The sequence below is a fragment of the Natronotalea proteinilytica genome (assembly GCF_055379935.1).
The window spans coordinates 2,283,811-2,301,387 of the sequence record NZ_AP043947.1 but is presented as its reverse complement, the minus strand read 5'-3'; the positions used below and the strand labels follow the sequence as shown (position 1 = coordinate 2,301,387).

Here is a 17,577-nt window from a genome sequence, read left to right as displayed (position 1 = left end):
ACCCCTACTTTAATGATGTCATCTTGAGCGGAGCGGCTCCGCCTAGGAGACGCGGAGTCCTGACACGAGCGTAGCGACTGACGAACGCAGTGAGTAAAGATCTCCCTCGAAATGAGCAGGGCCACTCGATCGATCAGAGCCTGCTGAGCGTCGGGGAGATGGTTCGACGTGCTCCGGGCTGGGCCCGTCGCGTGCTCACCATGACAGGTTTTTTTGGTGGGGGCTGGGATACAGAGTTTCGGACGGTCTCCGTACCCTAACATTCAGGTGTGACACACCACTAGATACACGGCTCCATCTACTCATACACCTAATCGGTTATTCGTATGGCTTCTCTTACCAACGTGTCAATTCGGCGCCCGGTGGCCACCAGCATGTTCTTTCTGGTGATCATTACGCTGGGCATTGTAAGCTTTCGGTACTTGCCCATCGACCTGCTGCCCGAAATTGAGTACCCCCGGTTGGTTGTTGCTACCAATTACGATGAGGTGGGGCCTGAGGAGATGGAAAACCTCATCACCGACCCGATCGAAAATGCCGTTGCGGGCGTTCCAAACGTAGAACGCCTCACCTCGCGGTCGAGTCAAGGATCAAGCCGTGTCAGCCTCGAATTTGCGCAGGGTACGAATCTTGACATGGCCATGAACGACTTGCGCGATGCGCTTGACCGCGTCAGGCGCAACCTGCCCGATGAGGCCAACACCCCGCGTATCTGGCGATTTGACCCGAGTCAAACTTCAATTGTTGATATTGCCGTTGAGTCGCGGCACGATCTAGAGACCCTCACCCGCATCCTCGATCGCGACCTATCGACTCGGTTTGAACAGATTCCTGGCGTTGGCACGATCGAACTCAGCGGCGACATCAATCGCGAGATTCAGGTTAATCTAAACCGCGATCGGCTTCAATCGGCGGGCCTTACGGCCGATGAGGTGCGGCAAGCCATCGCCTCCGAAAATGCAATTGTTGGTGGGGGCAATGTACGCGATGGCTTGCGCGACATGTACGTGCGAGCCCTCGGCGAATTTACGTCGGTCGATGAAATATCCAATACGGTCATCTCTTACAACGACGGCCAGCCGCTCCGCGTGCTCGACGTAGCGGATGTGGAGGATGGATATCAGGACACCTTCCGGCTCACTGAACTCAACGGCATGCCCATCGTGCAGATGCGCATCCAAAAGCAGGATGACGCCAACACGGTAGCCGTTGCCGACCGCATCCGGGCCGAGGCCGAACAGGTGAATGCAGAGCGCAACGACATGGAGCTGACGGTCATCAGCGACCAGAGTACATTCATCCAGGCGTCCATTGACAGTGTGCAAACTGCACTGCTGTGGGGCGCCCTGCTTGCTATTTTTGTGCTTTACCTGTTCATGCGCAATGGCTCTACGACCTTCGTTATTGCGCTGTCGATTCCTATCTCGATCATCGCCACCTTCGGCCTCCTTTACTTTGGAGGACTTACGCTCAACATCATGACGTTCGGAGGGCTTGCGCTGGGCGTGGGACTCATCGTGGATAACGCGATTGTGGTGCTCGAAAACATTGTGCGACATCGCGAGGAGAATGGCAAAAGTTTACCCGACGCTGCTGAGATTGGAACCCGTGAAGTAGCAGGTGCCATTGTCGCATCTACACTCACCACGTCGGTGATTTTTCTGCCGCTGGTGTTTGCACAAGCCGCAAGTGCTACGCTCTTCCAGTCGCTGGCGCTAGTGGTGGTGTTCTCACTGGTATGCTCGCTCTTTGTGGCGCTTACGCTGGTGCCCATGTTATCGAGCCGTTTCTTGACCGTAGAGGCCAACCCCGATCAAACAAAACGTTCCTGGTTTCAACGCCGGTTTCAGCAGCTTGAAAACTGGTACAAAGACCGGTTGCGTAGTGTGGTGACGTATCGCAAAACCGTGTTTGGCGTCACGGGCGTGTTGCTTGCCGGTGCCATTGCACTCTGGCCCATGCTGCCTGTCGAGTTGGCCCCCCAAACCGATGCCGACGAAATTCGGATCGATATGAGCATGGACTCCGGGACGAATCTGGCGGTGGTGCAGTCGTACTTGCAGGAGCTAGAAGATGTCGTGCATCCGCTCATACCTGCTGAGGAGGTTGAGTTTGTAACCACCGAGTTGCGAGGCAGTCGTGCCCGCATCGACATTGCCATGAAGCCGTCAGGCGAACGGTCGATCGAACCGTCTGTGCTTGCAGACAACCTGCGCGCCGATATTGAGGGCGAGGTTCCGGGCGTGCAAACGCGCGTTCGAGCACGAACAGGGCTTTGGGTGCTGCGCCGGGCCTTTAGCAGCGGCGGGGGCGATGAAGAAACCTCGCTCGAAATTGAGCTTCGTGGTAACGACTTAGAGCAGGCCCAGATTATTGGCAATCAGATTCGCAACCGGTTAGAGCGGCTTTCCGGTATTGCGGATGTGGACATAGGCGGCGAAGACGACCGGGGCGAGCCTGAGCAAAACATCCGGTTTGATCGCGAACGCATTGCGCAGGCCGGCCTGAACACTCAAACCGTGGCCAGCGCCATCCAGACCAATATGGCCGGCACCCGCGCTGGCGAGTTCCGAGCCGATGGCGACGAGTTCCCCGTCATGGTACGGTTGCGAGCTGATGACCGGCGCAACGTACAAGACCTTGATAACATTCCGGTTCGTGCTCCAGATGGTACCACCATCCCTGCGTCTGCATTTGTAACGGTTGAGGAGGGCCGAGGACCGGGTACCATCCGACGCATCAACGGACAGCGCGTCACGTATTTGTCAGCCAATCTCGAAAGTGATGCGACACTCAATGATGTGGTCGGGCGGGCGCAAGCCGAAGTAGCCCAGATGAACTTGCCTGAACAGTTTTCGGTGACCTTCGGGGGCGAGTACCGTGAGCAGCAAGAGGCGCAGCGTGACTTCATGGTAGCCATTATCATGGCGCTCATGCTTATCTACATGGTAATGGCAGGTCAATTTGAGCGCTTCCTGGATCCGTTTATTGTAATGCTATCGGTTCCCTTGGCCCTCGTAGGCGTAGTGCCAACCCTTTACTTTACAGGGACAACCGTCAACATTCAGAGCATCATGGGGCTCATTATGCTCATCGGTATTGTGGTGAACAATGCGATTGTCCTGGTTGATTATATCAACATCATGCGTCGTGAGCGGAAGCTGGAGTTGGTTGATGCCGTTGTTGAGGCCGGACGGCTTCGTTTACGTCCCATTTTGATGACAGCTCTCACCACTATGCTTGGCCTCTTTCCACTCGCGCTTGGTCTGGGAACGGGTGGAGAAATCCAGGCTGCACTGGCGCGTGTAGTGATTGGCGGCCTGCTCGCCTCTACACTCATTACGCTGGTCCTTATTCCAGTCGCCTACATTAGCGTAGAACGCATGGCCGTGCGTGTGCGCAGCTACCTGCCTGCCTGGTCGTGGCTCCCCCGCCCTGGCGTTGAAGTGCAGCCGGCAAAGAGCTAAGTTACGTCGGAAGAAATACGTGTACAACCGGCATCACCTTCGGCCCCTCTGCGTCGCGACGGACGAATGGATGCTGTGCTATGTGTTTAGCGTGGTTCAATGGCCGCCCGGGATCTCGCTGCGCTCGTGTTAGGACGCCGCCCCTGCTAGATGCAGTTGCTCCGCTCAAGATGACATCATTTGACGGGGCACGTCACAACCCACCCATTGACGTGTGACAAAGCACGATCGTTGGGAGCCCGATCGCATAGACGGGTTACTGAACAGCACGCCGGTACACTGCGGGCGTGGTTCCCGTGACCTTTCGAAACCGACGTGTAAGGTGGCTCTGGTTGGAAAAACCGGTGCGTAGAGCAACTTCGGCAATAGAGGCTTCTGATTCTTGAAGCAGACGCTGAGCCTCTTTAATTCGTTCTTGCAACACGTATTGATAGGGAGGCTGGCCTGTTGCCTCTTTAAACAGCCGACTAAAGTGCGAAGGACTCATATCTGCAGCCTGGGCCAGATCATGCACAGTAATTTCTTCATCAAGATGCTGACGTACGTACGTTCGAAGCGTTGTGGATAATTCAGGAGTAAACACATCGCCAAGGACATCGTCAAGCTGGGAGGCATCAGATCCGTGGTGGAGCAAGATGCGTAGCAGTACAGCGCCAGTAATCGATGTCGTTAAGGGCGAACGTCGTTCCGCGGGCGGATTGGCAAGGGTATGCGCTAACGAGAGCCCCAGATGATGCATGACAGGATCCTCATTGACTAGCGTATTTCGTAACGGAAACCGCCGTGGGTCTAGACCATGACGACTCAGCGTCTCATAGATATGCTCCGGAGAAATGTAGGCCACAAGAAGCTCGAGGGTTTCCACATCAAGCGACCAGGTAGACGCTTGACCAACGTGTAAAAATAGGCTGCTACCTGGTTGAAATACAACAGGTGTTGGCTCAGTTCTCTCACTGAGTTGATAGAACCCAGTAGCTTGTCCAGCTGTGATGATTGCCAAAAAGTGTGTAGTGAGTGGCGGAAAAGACACCCTCTTGAAAGAAGTGCTGATTTCAAACAGGTCAAAGATGATAGGGGAATTACTGGCAGAGGTTGCCCGCATAATACGCTCGCCCGGTATGTGGCGATGATACGACGATGGGGCGATGGCATCAGAAGACAAAAAACTGCGCAGGGGGATAAGTCAAAAAGCCAACAGAAACATTAACGTCGACGCAGCAAAGTCGATTTTTTAATGCGCCATGCCTAACAAAGCATATCTACAGCGCTTAACACATCGTGCCGGCAAAAGGGCTTAGCCACGTATGCGTCAAAACCGACTCGAAGCAGGCGTTCACGATCGCCCGGAAGTGCATGAGCTGTTAAGGCAAGAGCGGGCGTTGTTCTGTTGAAGGAGGTGTTGCGTGCATGTTCAAGGACATCGATTCCGGTCCCATCAGGCAGGCCAATATCGATCAGGAGCACATCAAACGCATCATCATGTACGATTTGTATAGCCTCGGTGCAAGTGGTTGCACACATCAGCATATGTGGCGTTCGACTGATGATACGCCGAATCAGAGTCACGGTGTCGGCATCATCTTCTACCAAAAGCAGATGATACGAGGGGGCCTCGACCATACGCATAGAACATAGACAAGGATAAAGCAACCTACCTACTTCACGCTGCAAAAGAGCACGCAGCCGCTTAGGTATTTGAAGCGCCAGAATCCTCTTCAGCATATTCAAACATCGACAGCATGGCGCTATGTGAGCGCGACGCGTTCGAAGAATTGGACTCTGAGGGGCTGGAGGGTTCAGCGTTGGAAGCACGCTCCTCACGAATCGCTTCTTCGGCCTGTTTGATGCGGTTCAACAGGTAGCGAATAAACTGACGTTTCGAGACTCCACGCGCTTTGGCCTTTGCTGTAATCCACTCTTTTTGCTCGGGCGTTAGTGGGACGTCAAGCGTTTCAGTGAGGTCGTCTTCGACAAGGGCGTCCGATACCGGTATTTTTTTCATGATCAGAGGAGTGGGGCATCTAGAATGACGGTTACCATAGAAGGAGGATTAGAAAAAAGAAATGAGCAGTAGTCCACAAAGTATGGTAGGATACTGCTATGTTTTGCAGGATTCTATCACAAAGACGATGAGAACGTGTTGCGGAATAGATAGGGATGCTGCTCTTGGGTGAGGGGGAGTGGCAATGGTCGCCATGAAAAGAGCACATCGAATCCGATTTGCTCTGAATTCACCAGAACGGTGGGAATACGCCTGTTACGGAGACGTAGCAGGATATCCATGTGCATCTAAACAATACACGCTATGGCTACCCCTCCGGATCTTGTTGGGCGTCCCCGTGGCTACCGTGTCGTGCAAGGCGCAGTGTTTCTCACGCTGTGCGTCGTGATTGTGGCCGGACTGCTGCGCGATATTCCGCAGTTGGCCATCATTGAAGAGTCAGCGCGGAGCCTCTATTTCCACGTTCCCATGTGGTTTACCCTGATGGGGGCTACGCTCGTATCTGCGTATCACTCGGCCCAGTATTTACGCACGGGAGCCGTTGTGCGCGACATTCGTGCACGCGAGGCGGCTCGGCTAGCTATTGCATTTGGAATCCTCGGGCTTATCACCGGTATGGTGTGGGCGCGCTTTACATGGTATGAAGGCACGGGCAAGTGGTGGAACTGGGACCCGAAGCAATCTATGGCGCTGGTGCTCATGCTTATTTACGCAGCCTACTTTGTGCTTCGGGATAGCATTGAGTCAGAAACGGTACGGGCCCGTGTGGCAGCCGTGTACAACCTGTTTGCTTTTGTGACTATGCCGTTTCTGCTGTACATCCTGCCGAATCAGATGGCCAGCTTGCACCCCGGTGCCGATGGCAGCCCAGCGCTCTCGCAGTCCGATCTGGCGCCCTCAATGCGATGGATTTTCTATCCATCGGTGCTTGCTTTCTTTGGGCTGTTTTGGGTGATGTACACCCAGCGCGTACGCCTCGCGGTGATCGAATGGCGTGAACGTGCTTCAGCGCTGATAACATCATCGTGACTGCCGCGTTATTGCTTTTCCACCAACCTGTTCCTTTTCTGCTGGATTGTTGCGTTCATGACGATTCATTCATTCGATGCTACTGCAGACACCACCGCTGCCGATACCGCATGGGCGCAACAAGAATCCATGCCCACTGCAGAACCAGATGCGCTTGAGCAAGTCATGGCAGTGGATGGAAAAATCTACGTGGCGGTTGTTGTGCTACTTATCGTGTGGGTCGGCATCATGGTCTACATCTACCGTACCGACCGCAAGATTGACACCTTGGAACAGCGGCTTGAGCAAAAAAACTCAAATGACGTATAACCTTTCGTAACCCCCGTATTTCCATGCGTCCAAAACGAATTATTGGTTTCGTGCTCATGTTGGGCTTCGGAACTGTCCTGTTTCTCAACTTTGGCGGTCAGGTTGGCGGCTATATGGGATTTGCCGAGGCTGAAGCCAGCGGCAGCAAAGCCCATGTCGTGGGTGACTGGGTCGAAGATCGTCCCACAAATTACGATGTGGAGCGAAACGTATTCACCTTCTATATGAAGGACGAAAGCGGCACGGTGCGCCAGGTGCAGTACAACGATCCTAAACCGGGCAACTTTGAGGAGGCCGAGCAACTCGTTATTGAAGGCTATCCTGGCGATGACGCATTCATCGCTGATCATATCTTGGTGAAGTGCCCCTCCAAGTACAACGACGAACGGGCCTTGGAACAGGAGGCCGCGGCCAATATGCCGTAAGGGCATTGCCTGACGTAGCATGTCCCCTTCCTTGGTTTCCGTCCTCCCTGCGCCGTATGTCTACCCCCGTTCCCCCATGCCCCGACACCCCCAATTGCGAGCGCACCTCTCGCACCTTTGAGGCCGCGCCCGATCGTCTCTATCAGGCTGCGCTAGCTGCGTTATCTGACCTGAGTCCAGTTGAGATGACGACCGATCGCGACGACCACGCTGCACATGCGGTCTATCGCGTCGCATTTGTGTTCAAAGACGACGTACACATTGCCGTTCGTCCTACTGAGCAAGGCGGCGGTACCCTTCATGTACGCAGTGCCAGCCGAGTGGGGTACAGTGACCTGGGGGTCAATGCCCGCCGTGTACAGCGCTTCTTCCGATACCTGGCTCGCCATTTCTAGTGCTGTTGATTGGGCGGCTGCATCCGGCCTGATAGCATGAGATTGCGTCGCTGCGCTCGCAATGACAAAGGTGTGCCTTTTTCCCGGTACGTTAGGGAGCACATGCGTTACTCAAAGGCTGACCTGCGACAGCGCACTACTCCTCCTCCTGTGTCGAAGGCCACAGCGTGCGGTTTGTTGGTATCGGTGCGGAATCCGGCGGAGCGGGCAGTGGAGAACGCCCCACCCGATAGTCGAGCGTTTTGGGCAGCGGGCGAAGCAGCACCGTTTCGTGGAAAAAGCGAAGCGCGCCCTCGGCCTCGTCTTGCGTGGCTTCGGTCACCACAAACGACAGGAAGACGGTAGCATGTCTAGCATCCAGATGATACAACGGCTTTGAGTCATAGAAACGTAGGTACCGGTCAATCCAATGCATCACGCGGGGCTCCTTGTGCAGCGGATGCTGCTGACGTCGGTACAGCGTACGCGATTGCTCCATGAGCGTGTCATGATGGTGCATCGTTGCAGTAACGGCACGTAACGCACGAGCGATGCGCGATTCGGATCCAGCGTCAGAGGGCGTCATATCAGATCAGGGCGTTTGTCAATACGAAACCGTACAGCGATGTAGTACAGCGATGTAGTACAGCGCTGACGTCCTGATTCAAACATACGCACGCCGCACCGGAGCCAGCATCCTTTTTTGAGCGAGTTGTTCGGCGTGTTTAGCGTGTATGTGGGGGAAGATTTGGCGCACGGATGCGTCTCTGCGAACGCAGTAGCACGCGAGCTTGCTTGAACATGACAATGCATTGGAAACTGCTCACCTTCCACCCCCTTCGTATATCGCACTGCGTGTAGACGCCAACCGTACCCCTGTTCTGCTTCAACCATTCGGCTATTACTGTGTCACACCTGAATCTTAGGGTACAGCCTGAGCTATCAACGCTTCTAGTCATCCCGGCCAAGGCGCCCCAGCGCCGCAGAGCCGGGATCTCCCCTGACAACGTAGCTGGATTACTGACGCCGCACAACCCACACATTGACCTGTGACAGAACACTATTACTCTGTCACACCTGAAAGTTAGGGGCCAACATTGTCATCGCGAGGAGAGAGCCCTGCGACTAACGCGGCGCTGTGAGCGCTAGCGAACGAGTACTCCTGGGGTGCGATCTCATGCCGTTGATTGGGCGGCTGTATCCGGTCTGATAGCATGAGATTGCGTCGCTACGCTCGCAATGACAAGGGTGTGAGCTATTCTCGGTACGTTAGAGGATACATGTGTTACCCGAAGATGGACCTGTGACAGAGCATTAGTGGTGTGTCACATCTGAATGTTATGGTATGGAGTGGACTCGCGTTGAAGCATTTCAAACCAAATGTTCTGTCATGTTGAGCAAGCGAAGGGCCCCCAGGGCCCGAAGCGCGTCGAAACATCTCCTCGGCGCTCAGCAGCTACTGGCAAACCAACGGCCCTGCCCAGCTCGTGGGAGATCTTTACTCACTGCGTTCGTCAGTCGCTTCGCTCGTGTCAGGACTCCGCGTCTCCTAGGCGGAGCCGCTCCGCTCAAGATGACAACATCAAACGGGGGTGTTGCAACCCGAAGATTGACCTGTGATAGAACACTATGCCCGCTACATTTACACCATTGGGGACTGCTTCCGCATTGCCCGTACACGGTCGCCATCTCTCGGCAGCGCTGTTAACACACCGGGGCCACCATCTGCTTTTCGACTGTGGTGAAGGCACGCAGTATCAGATCCGAAGCGTCGATGGGGCGTCGGTTGCAGGCATTGATGTGATTGCCATCACGCATCTGCACGGCGACCATTGCTACGGACTGCCCGGGCTTCTTTCATCCATGGCATTGCAAAACCGTCAGCAACCCCTCTTATGCATTGCCCCGCCTGGGCTCTCGGATTGGCTGCAGGTTACGCCCGGTGTGCATCCAGAAACCCTTCCGTTTCCATTCGAAATCCGAGAAATTGAGCCTCCCGCCGCATGCACCACCGTATGGCAGGGCCGCACCGGATGGCTGGCTGCCCGTGCATTGCATCACCGGGTGCCCACGATCGGATACCGCTGGCAATCGTACACGCGTGCAGGCCGGTTTGACGTGGAGCGGGCGCGCGAGCTTGGCGTTACACATCCCCCTGACTATGGACGATTACAGCGGGGCACCTCGGTAACGACCGATCAGGGCACAACCGTGCATCCGAGCGACGTGATGGGACCGCCTCGTCCTGGTGCAGCATGCGCCTACGTAACTGATACGCGGCCGGGACCGGGTGCTCGCGCGTTGGCCCACCGCGCCCATCTGGTGTATCATGACGCGACATTCGGCCAGGAGCATGCCGACCGGGCGGCAGAAACCGGCCATAGCACTGCAGCACAGGCCGCTCAGGTCGCTCATGACGCGGGAGCCGACCGGCTGCTGATGGGGCACCTTAGCGCCCGATATGCCGACTGGGCGCCGCTCGAAGCCGAAGCACGGCGTATCCATCCCCATACAGAAGGAGCCCGAGAAGGCCATGCATATCCAATTCGAGCCACAGCATCCGCCAACCCGTAACAGCAGTGTGATTGTGAGTGTGTTTCACATCAAGGCGCGCAACCCGTTGTGGGGCATGCAAGTTGAGGTTACGCTGCGTGCGTTGTAACACGTAGTCGTTGATTGTTCTGCCTTAGATCGAAGCCCCTGGCCTGTGGCCTCAGACGATACCAATTCAACATCGAATGGCGCAGACCGCTCGTCGGAGCCGGGCGAGGAAGGGGGCGAAGCCCGCACCAAGCCAAAGCGCGACGAGAGCCGCTACCACCAGATGGATAGCCGTCTGGTCAAGCGCATCGCGCAGTATCTGAAACCGTACGCTGGATGGGTTGTGCTGGCGCTGGGCATTACGCTGTTGGCTGCCATGCTGGGTCCGCTGCGACCCATGCTTATTCAGATCGCGATTGATGAGTACATCGTCGATGGCGGAACGGGCAGCGGCAGTGGCATTCAAGGATGGCTCATTGCGCAGGCCGAAGCACTCGGTAGTTGGGGCGTAACCGGTCTTCAAGCCATTGTGCTGTTTCTGCTGGTTGCGCTTTTTAGTGAGGGCTTCTTTGCGTTTGTAAAAAACTACATGACGCAATGGATTGGCCAGCGGGCCATTTACGACCTGCGGACCGATGTCTTTGACTTCATCCTGAACCAGCCTCTCACCTTCTTCGACCACACCCCGGTAGGACGGCTCATCACGCGGTCTACCAGCGATGTGGAGGCGCTTAGCGATGTGCTCTCTTCAGGCGTAGTTGTGATCCTGGGCGACCTGTTCCGCCTGGTCTTCATCATGTACTTCATGTTTGCGCTAGATCCCACCCTGGCTATCGTAACGCTTACGGTGATGCCACTCATGGTGTGGGTTACCTTCTGGTTTCGGAAGCACGTGCGCACGCACTACCGCGAAACACGCAAGCAAATCTCTCGCCTGAATACGTTTATTCAGGAGCACGTAACCGGCATGAGCATCGTGCAGCTCTTTAACCGCGAGAGCGAAGAGATGCGCCGCTTCCGCGACATCAACGATGACCACCGCACCGCCCACATCCAGACCATATTCTACTTTGCGATCTTCTGGCCCGCCGTGCAAATTATTGCGGATGTGGCCGTGGGCGCCGTGCTCTGGTTTGGCGGCCTGGGGGCCATGACAGACGCTCTCACGCTGGGTGTGCTCATCGCGTTCATCCAGTATGCCCGCCAGTTCTTTGAGCCCATCCGGCAGCTCTCCGATCAATACAACACCCTGCAGCGCGCCATGGCCGGGGCCGAGCGCATCTTCGGACTGCTCGACCATGACAAAGCCCTAAAAGAAACCGATTCGCCCAAAACGCTCGACCGCGTGGAAGGCCGCATCACCTTTGAAAACGTCTGGTTCACGTACGAGGACCAGGAGCAGATTGAACATCCCGAATCGGTAGACGACGTGGAGTGGATCCTGCGCGACATTTCGTTTACCGTGGAGCCCGGCGACACCGCGGCCATTGTGGGAGCCACCGGAGCCGGCAAGTCGACCGTGATGAACGTACTGCTGCGCTTTTACGACATCCAGCATGGGCGTATTTTGTTGGATGGAGTTGATATTCGCGACCTTCGATTGTACGACCTGCGGCGCCATATTGGCATGGTGCTGCAGGATGTGTTCTTGTTCTCAGGCACCGTGCGAGAGAATCTCACGCTTGGGAACGACGACATCTCGGACGACGCCATCCGCGAGGCCATCCGATTGGTGCAGGCCGACCGTTTCATCGATCAACTGCCGAATGGCCTCGACCAAGAGGTGAAAGAACGCGGGGCCTCGCTCTCGCATGGACAGCGTCAGCTGCTCGCGTTCGTGCGCGCCCTCTTGTACACCCCCGATGTGATGGTGCTCGATGAAGCGACCTCCAGCGTGGATACAGAGACCGAAGCGCTGATCCAAAACGCGCTAGAGGCCATTACCGAAGACCGAACTACGATCGCCATTGCGCACCGTCTGTCTACGATTCGCGATGCCGACCAGATTCTGGTGATGCACAAGGGCGAACTGCGCGAGCAGGGCACGCACGACGAATTGCTTGGCCTCGACGGACTGTACCGCCGTCTTTATGAAATGCAGTACCGCGAGCAAGAGGCCGAACAAGTGCATCCGTCGTAAGTCGGGTATTGGAGAGGCGCTAAGTGATAAGGTGATCGTCTCCGGTCTTGAAGACGAGCCTTCCTACTGTCACACCTCGATCAAAAAACGGTGAGGGTAGGCCCCCGACGTACGGAAGGTGTACAGCCCTTGTACCGTCACAGCGTGCTGTGGTACGTGTTTAGCGTGTTAGAATGGCCGCCCGGGATATCCGCTTTGCTCCTGATCCCGGGCTACAGAACGGCTCGGTGTGAGCAAAATCCATAGCCGGGGACCGCTTGCGTCCCCGGCGATCTGGGGCACGTCGCTAAACACGTGCGTGCTGTGACGCCTCCAGGTGACACAGCACTACTTGCATCCTCATCGCGATGCACAACTGGCTTGGCATTCCCCGTGTGCTTGCAATGCACCCACTACGTGAGCGTACCAATCCAGCGTCGCAGTTCGTTGATGTTGGTTCCCTTCTCGGCGGAGAGGAGCATAACCGGAACGTGCAGCCCAACCTCTTCCAGTTGCTCCTCCACCTCGCCCTTGCGACGGCGACGCTCGTTGCCCGACAGTTTGTCGGACTTAGTGAGCACCACAAGCAACGGGGCCGCCCCGCCCCGAATCATATCAATGAGCTCGCGGTCGAGATCGGTGAGCGGATGGCGGCTATCCATCAAATGAACGATCGCTTTCAGCGGCGCACGCTCTTGCACGTAGCGGGCAATGAACTCCGCCCACCGTACCCGTTTTTGCTTGGGTACCTTCGCAAAGCCATAGCCTGGCATGTCGATCCAGTACTGCGACCGGTTGATGCGATAGATATTGTATTCCTGGGTTTTGCCCGGACGTTTACTGGTGCGCGCAAGACGTTTTCGGTTCGTCAGAGCGTTTAGCATCGTGCTTTTGCCCACATTAGACCGGCCTAAAAAGACCACTTCCGGGCGGCCATCACGCGGCAGATCGTCCCACGACACGGCTCCTTTTACAAATTCGGCGTGCTTTACTTTCATGACAGGGGCCAGTGATATACGAAGGGCAGCGATATACAAACGCCCCGTATGACAGGACAGCCATACGGGGCGACAACCACAAATTGTGGATGACGGAACTATCCAAGATGCTCTTTGACCGTCTCGCCGATGAGAGCAGGGTTTTTCACCGTTACGGCCCCGGCAGCTTCAAGCGCTTCAAACTTGGCCTCGGCGGTTCCAGATCCGCCCGATACAATGGCCCCGGCATGGCCCATGCGACGTCCAGGAGGCGCTGTGCGTCCGGCAATGAAGCCAAACACAGGCTTGCTCATGTTCGACTGAATGTATTCGGCGGCCTCTTCTTCATCGCTTCCGCCGATTTCGCCGATGAGGACGACCGCTTCGGTATCATCGTCGGCCTCAAACATCTTCAGAGCGTCAATAAACCGCGTGCCGATGACCGGGTCGCCGCCAATGCCAACAGCGGTGCTTTGGCCATATCCAGCCCGTGTAAGCTGGTCTACCGCCTCATACGTGAGTGTGCCCGACCGTGAAATCACGCCAATAGAGCCCGGCTCAAAAATCATAGCCGGCATAATGCCCACTTTAGCTTGTTCCGGCGTAATGACGCCTGGGCAGTTTGGCCCAATAAGATGAGCGTCATGCTTTTGCACATAATGATATGTGCTTTTCATGTCTTTCACGGGAATGCCTTCGGTGATACAAATGATCACCTCAATGCCTGCTTCTACAGACTCTTGAATGGCATCGGCGGCGAAGGGGGGCGGTACGAAAATAATGGAGGTGTTTGCGCCCTCCTGTTCAACAGCTTCAGCTACCGTGTTAAAGACGGGACGATCCAGATGGGTTTGGCCCCCTTTGCCAGGGGTGACCCCTGCAACAACCTGGGTGCCGTAATCGATCATTTGTTCGGCGTGGAACGTGCCTTCTTGCCCGGTAAAGCCTTGAACAACCAAGCGAGTGTCAGCGTCTACGAGAATGCTCATTCCTGTTCGGGGGGTTGAATGGGAGATTGCGGAGCGGGTGCGTGCGCCCAAATAATTGCCAGCACAACCATGCATAGGCTAACGGAGCGCAGCGGGAAAGGCCACCGATGCACACGAAGAACTGTCCAAAATCGAAATGAGAATACAAGCAAATCAGCACAATCGCCAACAAAAAAGCTCCCTACAGACATGTGTCTGCAGGGAGCGTACATAAAACGAGTGCGAATATGCACAAAAGCATACGCGCAAAAAGTGGAGATGCCGGGAGTCGAACCCGGGTCCGAATGGCCGCTCGTGTCGAGCCTCTACCTTCATAGTGGATCTATTTTAGGCTGTCGCACCTACCCTGGGGCCGGTCCACCAGGCCAAGGAAGGGCCAAGGCTGATCAAGTTTCGCCGATCGATATGCAGCCGGTATATCGAGCGACTATTCTGCCTAATATGATGTCTCAGGCAAGTCGACAGACAAACCTACAGGAGACAGATGGGGCTTTACGCCGCCATCGCGTACGTGTAATCGTCCGCATTTACAAGTTCCTAACGAGATTAACGAGCATATTAGGGAGCTCGGAAGGACAGCCCGCCGCGCGTTTACCACCCGTCGAAGCCGTGTCATCCCCATAAGTGAAAGAACGTCCCGTTCAGCCGTACAGATAGACATCTTTGGCTGTCGGGATTAGCATGATAGCTTTACGCGTTGAGGTTGTTCCCTGGTAATGCTTATTCATCTCCTTGCAGCCCCATCTGCAGCAATCAACTGCGGATGTTTAACCAGTGTCCGGTAATGAGTAGCAGTCCTCCTACAGCGGCGATACCCGTTTCGATGGTGTGGCCTACAATCGGTTCAAGCACGAGGGCACCAACGAGCAATACACATCCACCAAGCAATAGGGGACCCACCCAACGATGACGGTGCGTGCGGTGGGCGTGCCACCCAATGCCTAACGCAACAGGCACAATGAGCAGCGCAAGCCAAAAGTGCAAGTCAATGGCCGCCCAGACCGCAATGCCAGACGCCAGCACCGGCAAGGAGAGACAATGGATAAGACATACCGTGGAAAGTCCTATGCCGAGACGGTCCCAAAACGGAGACACTGACGCCTCTTCCGGAGCACACTGTGAGCAAGAGGTTCCCATAGTTGAGAGGATGAGCGTGTTGTGTGTATTTTTGTGTGTATGGTGTATGAGGCCCTTATCAACTTGTTTGCACGTTTCCCATGTTTTCACAGTGCGTATTTTGCACAACCACACCAGAGCCTTTGGACAAAAGCAACTGCCTGTGTCTCAACCGGTACAACAGATGATCCATTATTTTCGCCAATCGCTGTGTTGTATGTCTGCTGACACTGACCCTTCTTCTCCGACAGAATCGCCTGTTTACGACGATGTGTACCGCGAGCCGAATTCACACATCCAGCGTTATGCCGACCTGGCCTCTATCGTGCGGCAATTACGCCAGGAGTGCCCGTGGGATCGGGAGCAGACGCATGTATCTGTAAAACATCTGCTTATCGAAGAATCCTACGAAGTCGTTGAGGCCATCGAGTCGGGCGACCCAACCGAGCTCCAGAACGAGCTGGGCGATGTGCTGCTGCATGTGCTGTTCCACAGTACGATCGCCGAAGAAGCGGGGCAGTTTACCGTCAAAGATGTGATCGACGCCGAGATTGACAAACTGGTCCGGCGGCATCCGCATGTGTTTGGGGATATGGACACCGACGATCCCGATGCAGTACTGGCCAACTGGGAGCGTATCAAGCAGCAGGAGTCTGACAATGGAACGGCGAGCGAGTCGCTCAAGTCTGCGCTCGACGGCGTGCCCGCCCAACTCCCATCGCTCTTGCGCGCCTTCCGCATGCAGGAGAAAGCCGCAGGGGTAGGCTTTGACTTTCCGGATGCAGCAACCACCTGGGCCAAAGTCGAAGAGGAACTAGCCGAGTTTCGGGAGGCCGACGCGTCTGATGATGCCGAGGCCCGGGCACAGGAGTTTGGGGATTTGCTTTTCGCACTGGTAAACTATGGCCGACAAGTTGGGATAAACCCGGAAAACGCACTGCGTGGCACGAACGCCCGCTTCCAGGAGCGCTTTCAGTACATCGAAGCACGTCTCCATGAATCTGATCAATCGTGGGACGACATCTCGCTTGAAGACGCCGATGCGCTCTGGGACGAAGCCAAGCAGCGCTTCGCCTCTGCTCCTCCACTTGATACGTAATGCTATGCCTACGGTGCTCGACACCATTGCCACTGCTACGCCCCCCACGCGCGAGCCGCAGCCCCAGGCCGCTGCCTTCATGCAGCGCATCACATCGCTGCCCGAGCGACTGCGTGCTCGCATTCCGGCCATCTACCGGGGCACCGCCATCGACCAGCGGCACTCGGTCATTGCCGACTTTGCGAAAGACGACCCGGATGACTTCACGTTCTTCCCGCCTACGTGGTCGCTCGAACCCGCGCCCTCTACGTCCGATCGCAATGATAAGTACCGCGAGGCGATTCTGCCGCTCACGCAGCGCGCCGCCCGGCAGGCCCTCGCACAATCCGATACCGACGCCGCCGACATCACCCACGTCATCGGCGTAAGCTGCACCGGCTTTTTTGCGCCGGGATTCGACATTCATCTCGTAAAAGAACTTGGGCTACCGCCTACCACACAGCGCACGTTTATCGGATTCATGGGCTGCTACGCGGCGTTCAACGCCCTGCGCGTAGCTCATAGCTTCTGCCAGTCGCAGCCCGATGCGCGCGTGCTCATTGTGTGTGCCGAGCTGTGTACGCTCCACTTCCAGGTAAACGATGCGCTCGAAACTGCAGTCGTGAACGCGCTCTTCGCCGATGGATGCGCCGCGGCCATCGTCTCGCAACGCAACACCGTATCCACCGGCGCGCTTGAATACGTTGACTCGCACACCACGATGGACAACGACTCGATGGATCACATGACATGGGACATCGGCGACACGGGTTTCCAGATGGGGCTCTCCTCACGCGTGCCCCGCGTCATTGCCGACCACCTGCCCGGCTACGTAGATACACTCGTGCCCAACGAAGCCACCATCGACTTCTGGGCCATCCACCCCGGCGGACGCGCCATTGTGGATAAGGCGCAGGAGGTCTTAGGGCTGTCGGATGCGGATGTCCACGACTCGCTGGAGGTCTTGCGCACCTACGGAAACATGAGCTCGCCCACCATTTTGTTCGTTCTGAAGCGCATGCTGGAGCAGGGCCCGCAAACCGGCACCCATGGCGTAGCAATGGCCTTCGGTCCGGGACTCACGATTGAAGGCGCGCTGTGGAAGTGGGGCGGGTGAAGGATGTGGGTGTAGATGTGTGGAGGTGTGAACG

16 protein-coding genes and 1 other RNA gene are annotated in these 17,577 nt (G+C 56.1%); 9 read left to right on the top strand and 8 right to left on the bottom strand.

Annotated features, from left to right (window positions below):
* Positions 1-326 precede the first annotated feature (326 nt).
* On the top strand, positions 327-3,467 hold the full coding sequence (locus ACZ5AL_RS09195) for an efflux RND transporter permease subunit (RefSeq protein ID WP_464510075.1): 3,141 nt from the start codon (positions 327-329) through the stop codon (positions 3,465-3,467).
* A gap of 256 nt (positions 3,468-3,723) precedes the next feature.
* Here ACZ5AL_RS09195 and ACZ5AL_RS09190 read toward each other — a convergent pair whose 3' ends face one another.
* The 3 genes from ACZ5AL_RS09190 to ACZ5AL_RS09180 form a co-directional block, all read right to left on the bottom strand.
* Complete coding sequence (locus ACZ5AL_RS09190; RefSeq protein ID WP_464510074.1) at positions 3,724-4,311, bottom strand: helix-turn-helix domain-containing protein; 588 nt, start codon at positions 4,309-4,311, stop codon at positions 3,724-3,726.
* Between the two features lie 401 nt (positions 4,312-4,712).
* Positions 4,713-5,093 (bottom strand): response regulator, encoded by a 381-nt coding sequence (locus ACZ5AL_RS09185; RefSeq protein ID WP_464510073.1) that lies wholly within the window; start codon positions 5,091-5,093, stop codon positions 4,713-4,715.
* Between the two features lie 61 nt (positions 5,094-5,154).
* The gene (locus ACZ5AL_RS09180; protein ID WP_464510072.1) at positions 5,155-5,469 is read right to left on the bottom strand and encodes a hypothetical protein; all 315 of its coding nucleotides are present in this window, start codon (positions 5,467-5,469) and stop codon (positions 5,155-5,157) included.
* 303 nt (positions 5,470-5,772) lie between these two features.
* On the opposite strand from ACZ5AL_RS09180, the gene ACZ5AL_RS09175 reads away from it, so the two are divergent.
* From ACZ5AL_RS09175 to ACZ5AL_RS09160, 4 genes are read left to right on the top strand one after another with little or no spacing between them, the layout of a single operon-like run.
* Entirely contained in the window at positions 5,773-6,498 is a 726-nt protein-coding gene (locus ACZ5AL_RS09175; RefSeq protein ID WP_464510071.1) for a cytochrome c biogenesis protein, read from the top strand.
* Positions 6,499-6,555: 57 nt separating this feature from the next.
* Complete coding sequence (locus tag ACZ5AL_RS09170; protein ID WP_464510070.1) at positions 6,556-6,807, top strand: CcmD family protein; 252 nt, start codon at positions 6,556-6,558, stop codon at positions 6,805-6,807.
* 23 nt (positions 6,808-6,830) lie between these two features.
* A complete protein-coding gene (locus ACZ5AL_RS09165) occupies positions 6,831-7,232 on the top strand; it encodes a cytochrome c maturation protein CcmE domain-containing protein (protein ID WP_464510069.1) in 402 nt (133 codons plus the stop codon).
* Between the two features lie 56 nt (positions 7,233-7,288).
* The gene (locus ACZ5AL_RS09160) at positions 7,289-7,627 is read left to right on the top strand and encodes a DUF1499 domain-containing protein (protein ID WP_464510068.1); all 339 of its coding nucleotides are present in this window, start codon (positions 7,289-7,291) and stop codon (positions 7,625-7,627) included.
* A 136-nt stretch (positions 7,628-7,763) separates the two neighbouring features.
* Here the strand turns inward: ACZ5AL_RS09160 and ACZ5AL_RS09155 are convergent, their stop codons facing one another.
* Positions 7,764-8,192 carry a phage integrase N-terminal SAM-like domain-containing protein gene (locus ACZ5AL_RS09155; RefSeq protein ID WP_464510067.1) on the bottom strand — a complete coding sequence of 143 codons (429 nt, stop codon included), beginning with the start codon at positions 8,190-8,192 and terminating at the stop codon, positions 7,764-7,766.
* Positions 8,193-9,235: 1,043 nt separating this feature from the next.
* Between ACZ5AL_RS09155 and ACZ5AL_RS09150 the strand changes: the two genes are divergently transcribed.
* Positions 9,236-10,180, top strand: coding sequence for a ribonuclease Z (locus tag ACZ5AL_RS09150; RefSeq protein WP_464510066.1), 945 nt, complete (start codon positions 9,236-9,238; stop codon positions 10,178-10,180).
* A 133-nt stretch (positions 10,181-10,313) separates the two neighbouring features.
* Positions 10,314-12,287, top strand: a complete 1,974-nt coding sequence (locus ACZ5AL_RS09145; protein ID WP_464510065.1) for an ABC transporter ATP-binding protein — start codon at positions 10,314-10,316, stop codon at positions 12,285-12,287.
* Between the two features lie 392 nt (positions 12,288-12,679).
* Here the strand turns inward: ACZ5AL_RS09145 and yihA are convergent, their stop codons facing one another.
* From yihA to ACZ5AL_RS09125, 4 genes are all read right to left on the bottom strand, one after another.
* Complete coding sequence (gene yihA / locus ACZ5AL_RS09140; RefSeq protein WP_464510064.1) at positions 12,680-13,264, bottom strand: ribosome biogenesis GTP-binding protein YihA/YsxC; 585 nt, start codon at positions 13,262-13,264, stop codon at positions 12,680-12,682.
* Between the two features lie 98 nt (positions 13,265-13,362).
* On the bottom strand, positions 13,363-14,232 hold the full coding sequence (sucD, locus tag ACZ5AL_RS09135) for a succinate--CoA ligase subunit alpha (protein WP_464510063.1): 870 nt from the start codon (positions 14,230-14,232) through the stop codon (positions 13,363-13,365).
* 250 nt (positions 14,233-14,482) lie between these two features.
* Positions 14,483-14,852: a transfer-messenger RNA gene (gene ssrA, locus ACZ5AL_RS09130) on the bottom strand.
* Between the two features lie 133 nt (positions 14,853-14,985).
* Positions 14,986-15,369, bottom strand: coding sequence for a MerC domain-containing protein (locus ACZ5AL_RS09125; RefSeq protein WP_464510062.1), 384 nt, complete (start codon positions 15,367-15,369; stop codon positions 14,986-14,988).
* 196 nt (positions 15,370-15,565) lie between these two features.
* Between ACZ5AL_RS09125 and mazG the strand changes: the two genes are divergently transcribed.
* Positions 15,566-16,447, top strand: coding sequence for a nucleoside triphosphate pyrophosphohydrolase (gene mazG, locus ACZ5AL_RS09120; RefSeq protein ID WP_464510061.1), 882 nt, complete (start codon positions 15,566-15,568; stop codon positions 16,445-16,447).
* 4 nt (positions 16,448-16,451) lie between these two features.
* Positions 16,452-17,543: a type III polyketide synthase gene (locus ACZ5AL_RS09115; RefSeq protein ID WP_464510060.1), complete on the top strand. Its 1,092-nt coding sequence runs from the start codon at positions 16,452-16,454 to the stop codon at positions 17,541-17,543.
* Positions 17,544-17,577 lie beyond the last annotated feature (34 nt).

Bases quoted from the DNA above. Each gene is read 5' to 3' on its own strand.
- ACZ5AL_RS09195 (WP_464510075.1), top strand. From the start codon at position 327: ATGGCTTCTCTTACCAACGTGTCAATTCGGCGCCCGGTGGCCACCAGC.
- ACZ5AL_RS09185 (WP_464510073.1), bottom strand. From the start codon at position 5,093: ATGCGTATGGTCGAGGCCCCCTCGTATCATCTGCTTTTGGTAGAAGAT.
- ACZ5AL_RS09180 (WP_464510072.1), bottom strand. From the start codon at position 5,469: ATGAAAAAAATACCGGTATCGGACGCCCTTGTCGAAGACGACCTCACT.
- ACZ5AL_RS09175 (WP_464510071.1), top strand. From the start codon at position 5,773: ATGGCTACCCCTCCGGATCTTGTTGGGCGTCCCCGTGGCTACCGTGTC.
- ACZ5AL_RS09170 (WP_464510070.1), top strand. From the start codon at position 6,556: ATGACGATTCATTCATTCGATGCTACTGCAGACACCACCGCTGCCGAT.
- ACZ5AL_RS09165 (WP_464510069.1), top strand. From the start codon at position 6,831: ATGCGTCCAAAACGAATTATTGGTTTCGTGCTCATGTTGGGCTTCGGA.
- ACZ5AL_RS09160 (WP_464510068.1), top strand. From the start codon at position 7,289: ATGTCTACCCCCGTTCCCCCATGCCCCGACACCCCCAATTGCGAGCGC.
- ACZ5AL_RS09155 (WP_464510067.1), bottom strand. From the start codon at position 8,192: ATGACGCCCTCTGACGCTGGATCCGAATCGCGCATCGCTCGTGCGTTA.
- ACZ5AL_RS09150 (WP_464510066.1), top strand. From the start codon at position 9,236: ATGCCCGCTACATTTACACCATTGGGGACTGCTTCCGCATTGCCCGTA.
- yihA (WP_464510064.1), bottom strand. From the start codon at position 13,264: ATGAAAGTAAAGCACGCCGAATTTGTAAAAGGAGCCGTGTCGTGGGAC.
- sucD (WP_464510063.1), bottom strand. From the start codon at position 14,232: ATGAGCATTCTCGTAGACGCTGACACTCGCTTGGTTGTTCAAGGCTTT.
- ACZ5AL_RS09125 (WP_464510062.1), bottom strand. From the start codon at position 15,369: ATGGGAACCTCTTGCTCACAGTGTGCTCCGGAAGAGGCGTCAGTGTCT.
- mazG (WP_464510061.1), top strand. From the start codon at position 15,566: ATGTCTGCTGACACTGACCCTTCTTCTCCGACAGAATCGCCTGTTTAC.
- ACZ5AL_RS09115 (WP_464510060.1), top strand. From the start codon at position 16,452: ATGCCTACGGTGCTCGACACCATTGCCACTGCTACGCCCCCCACGCGC.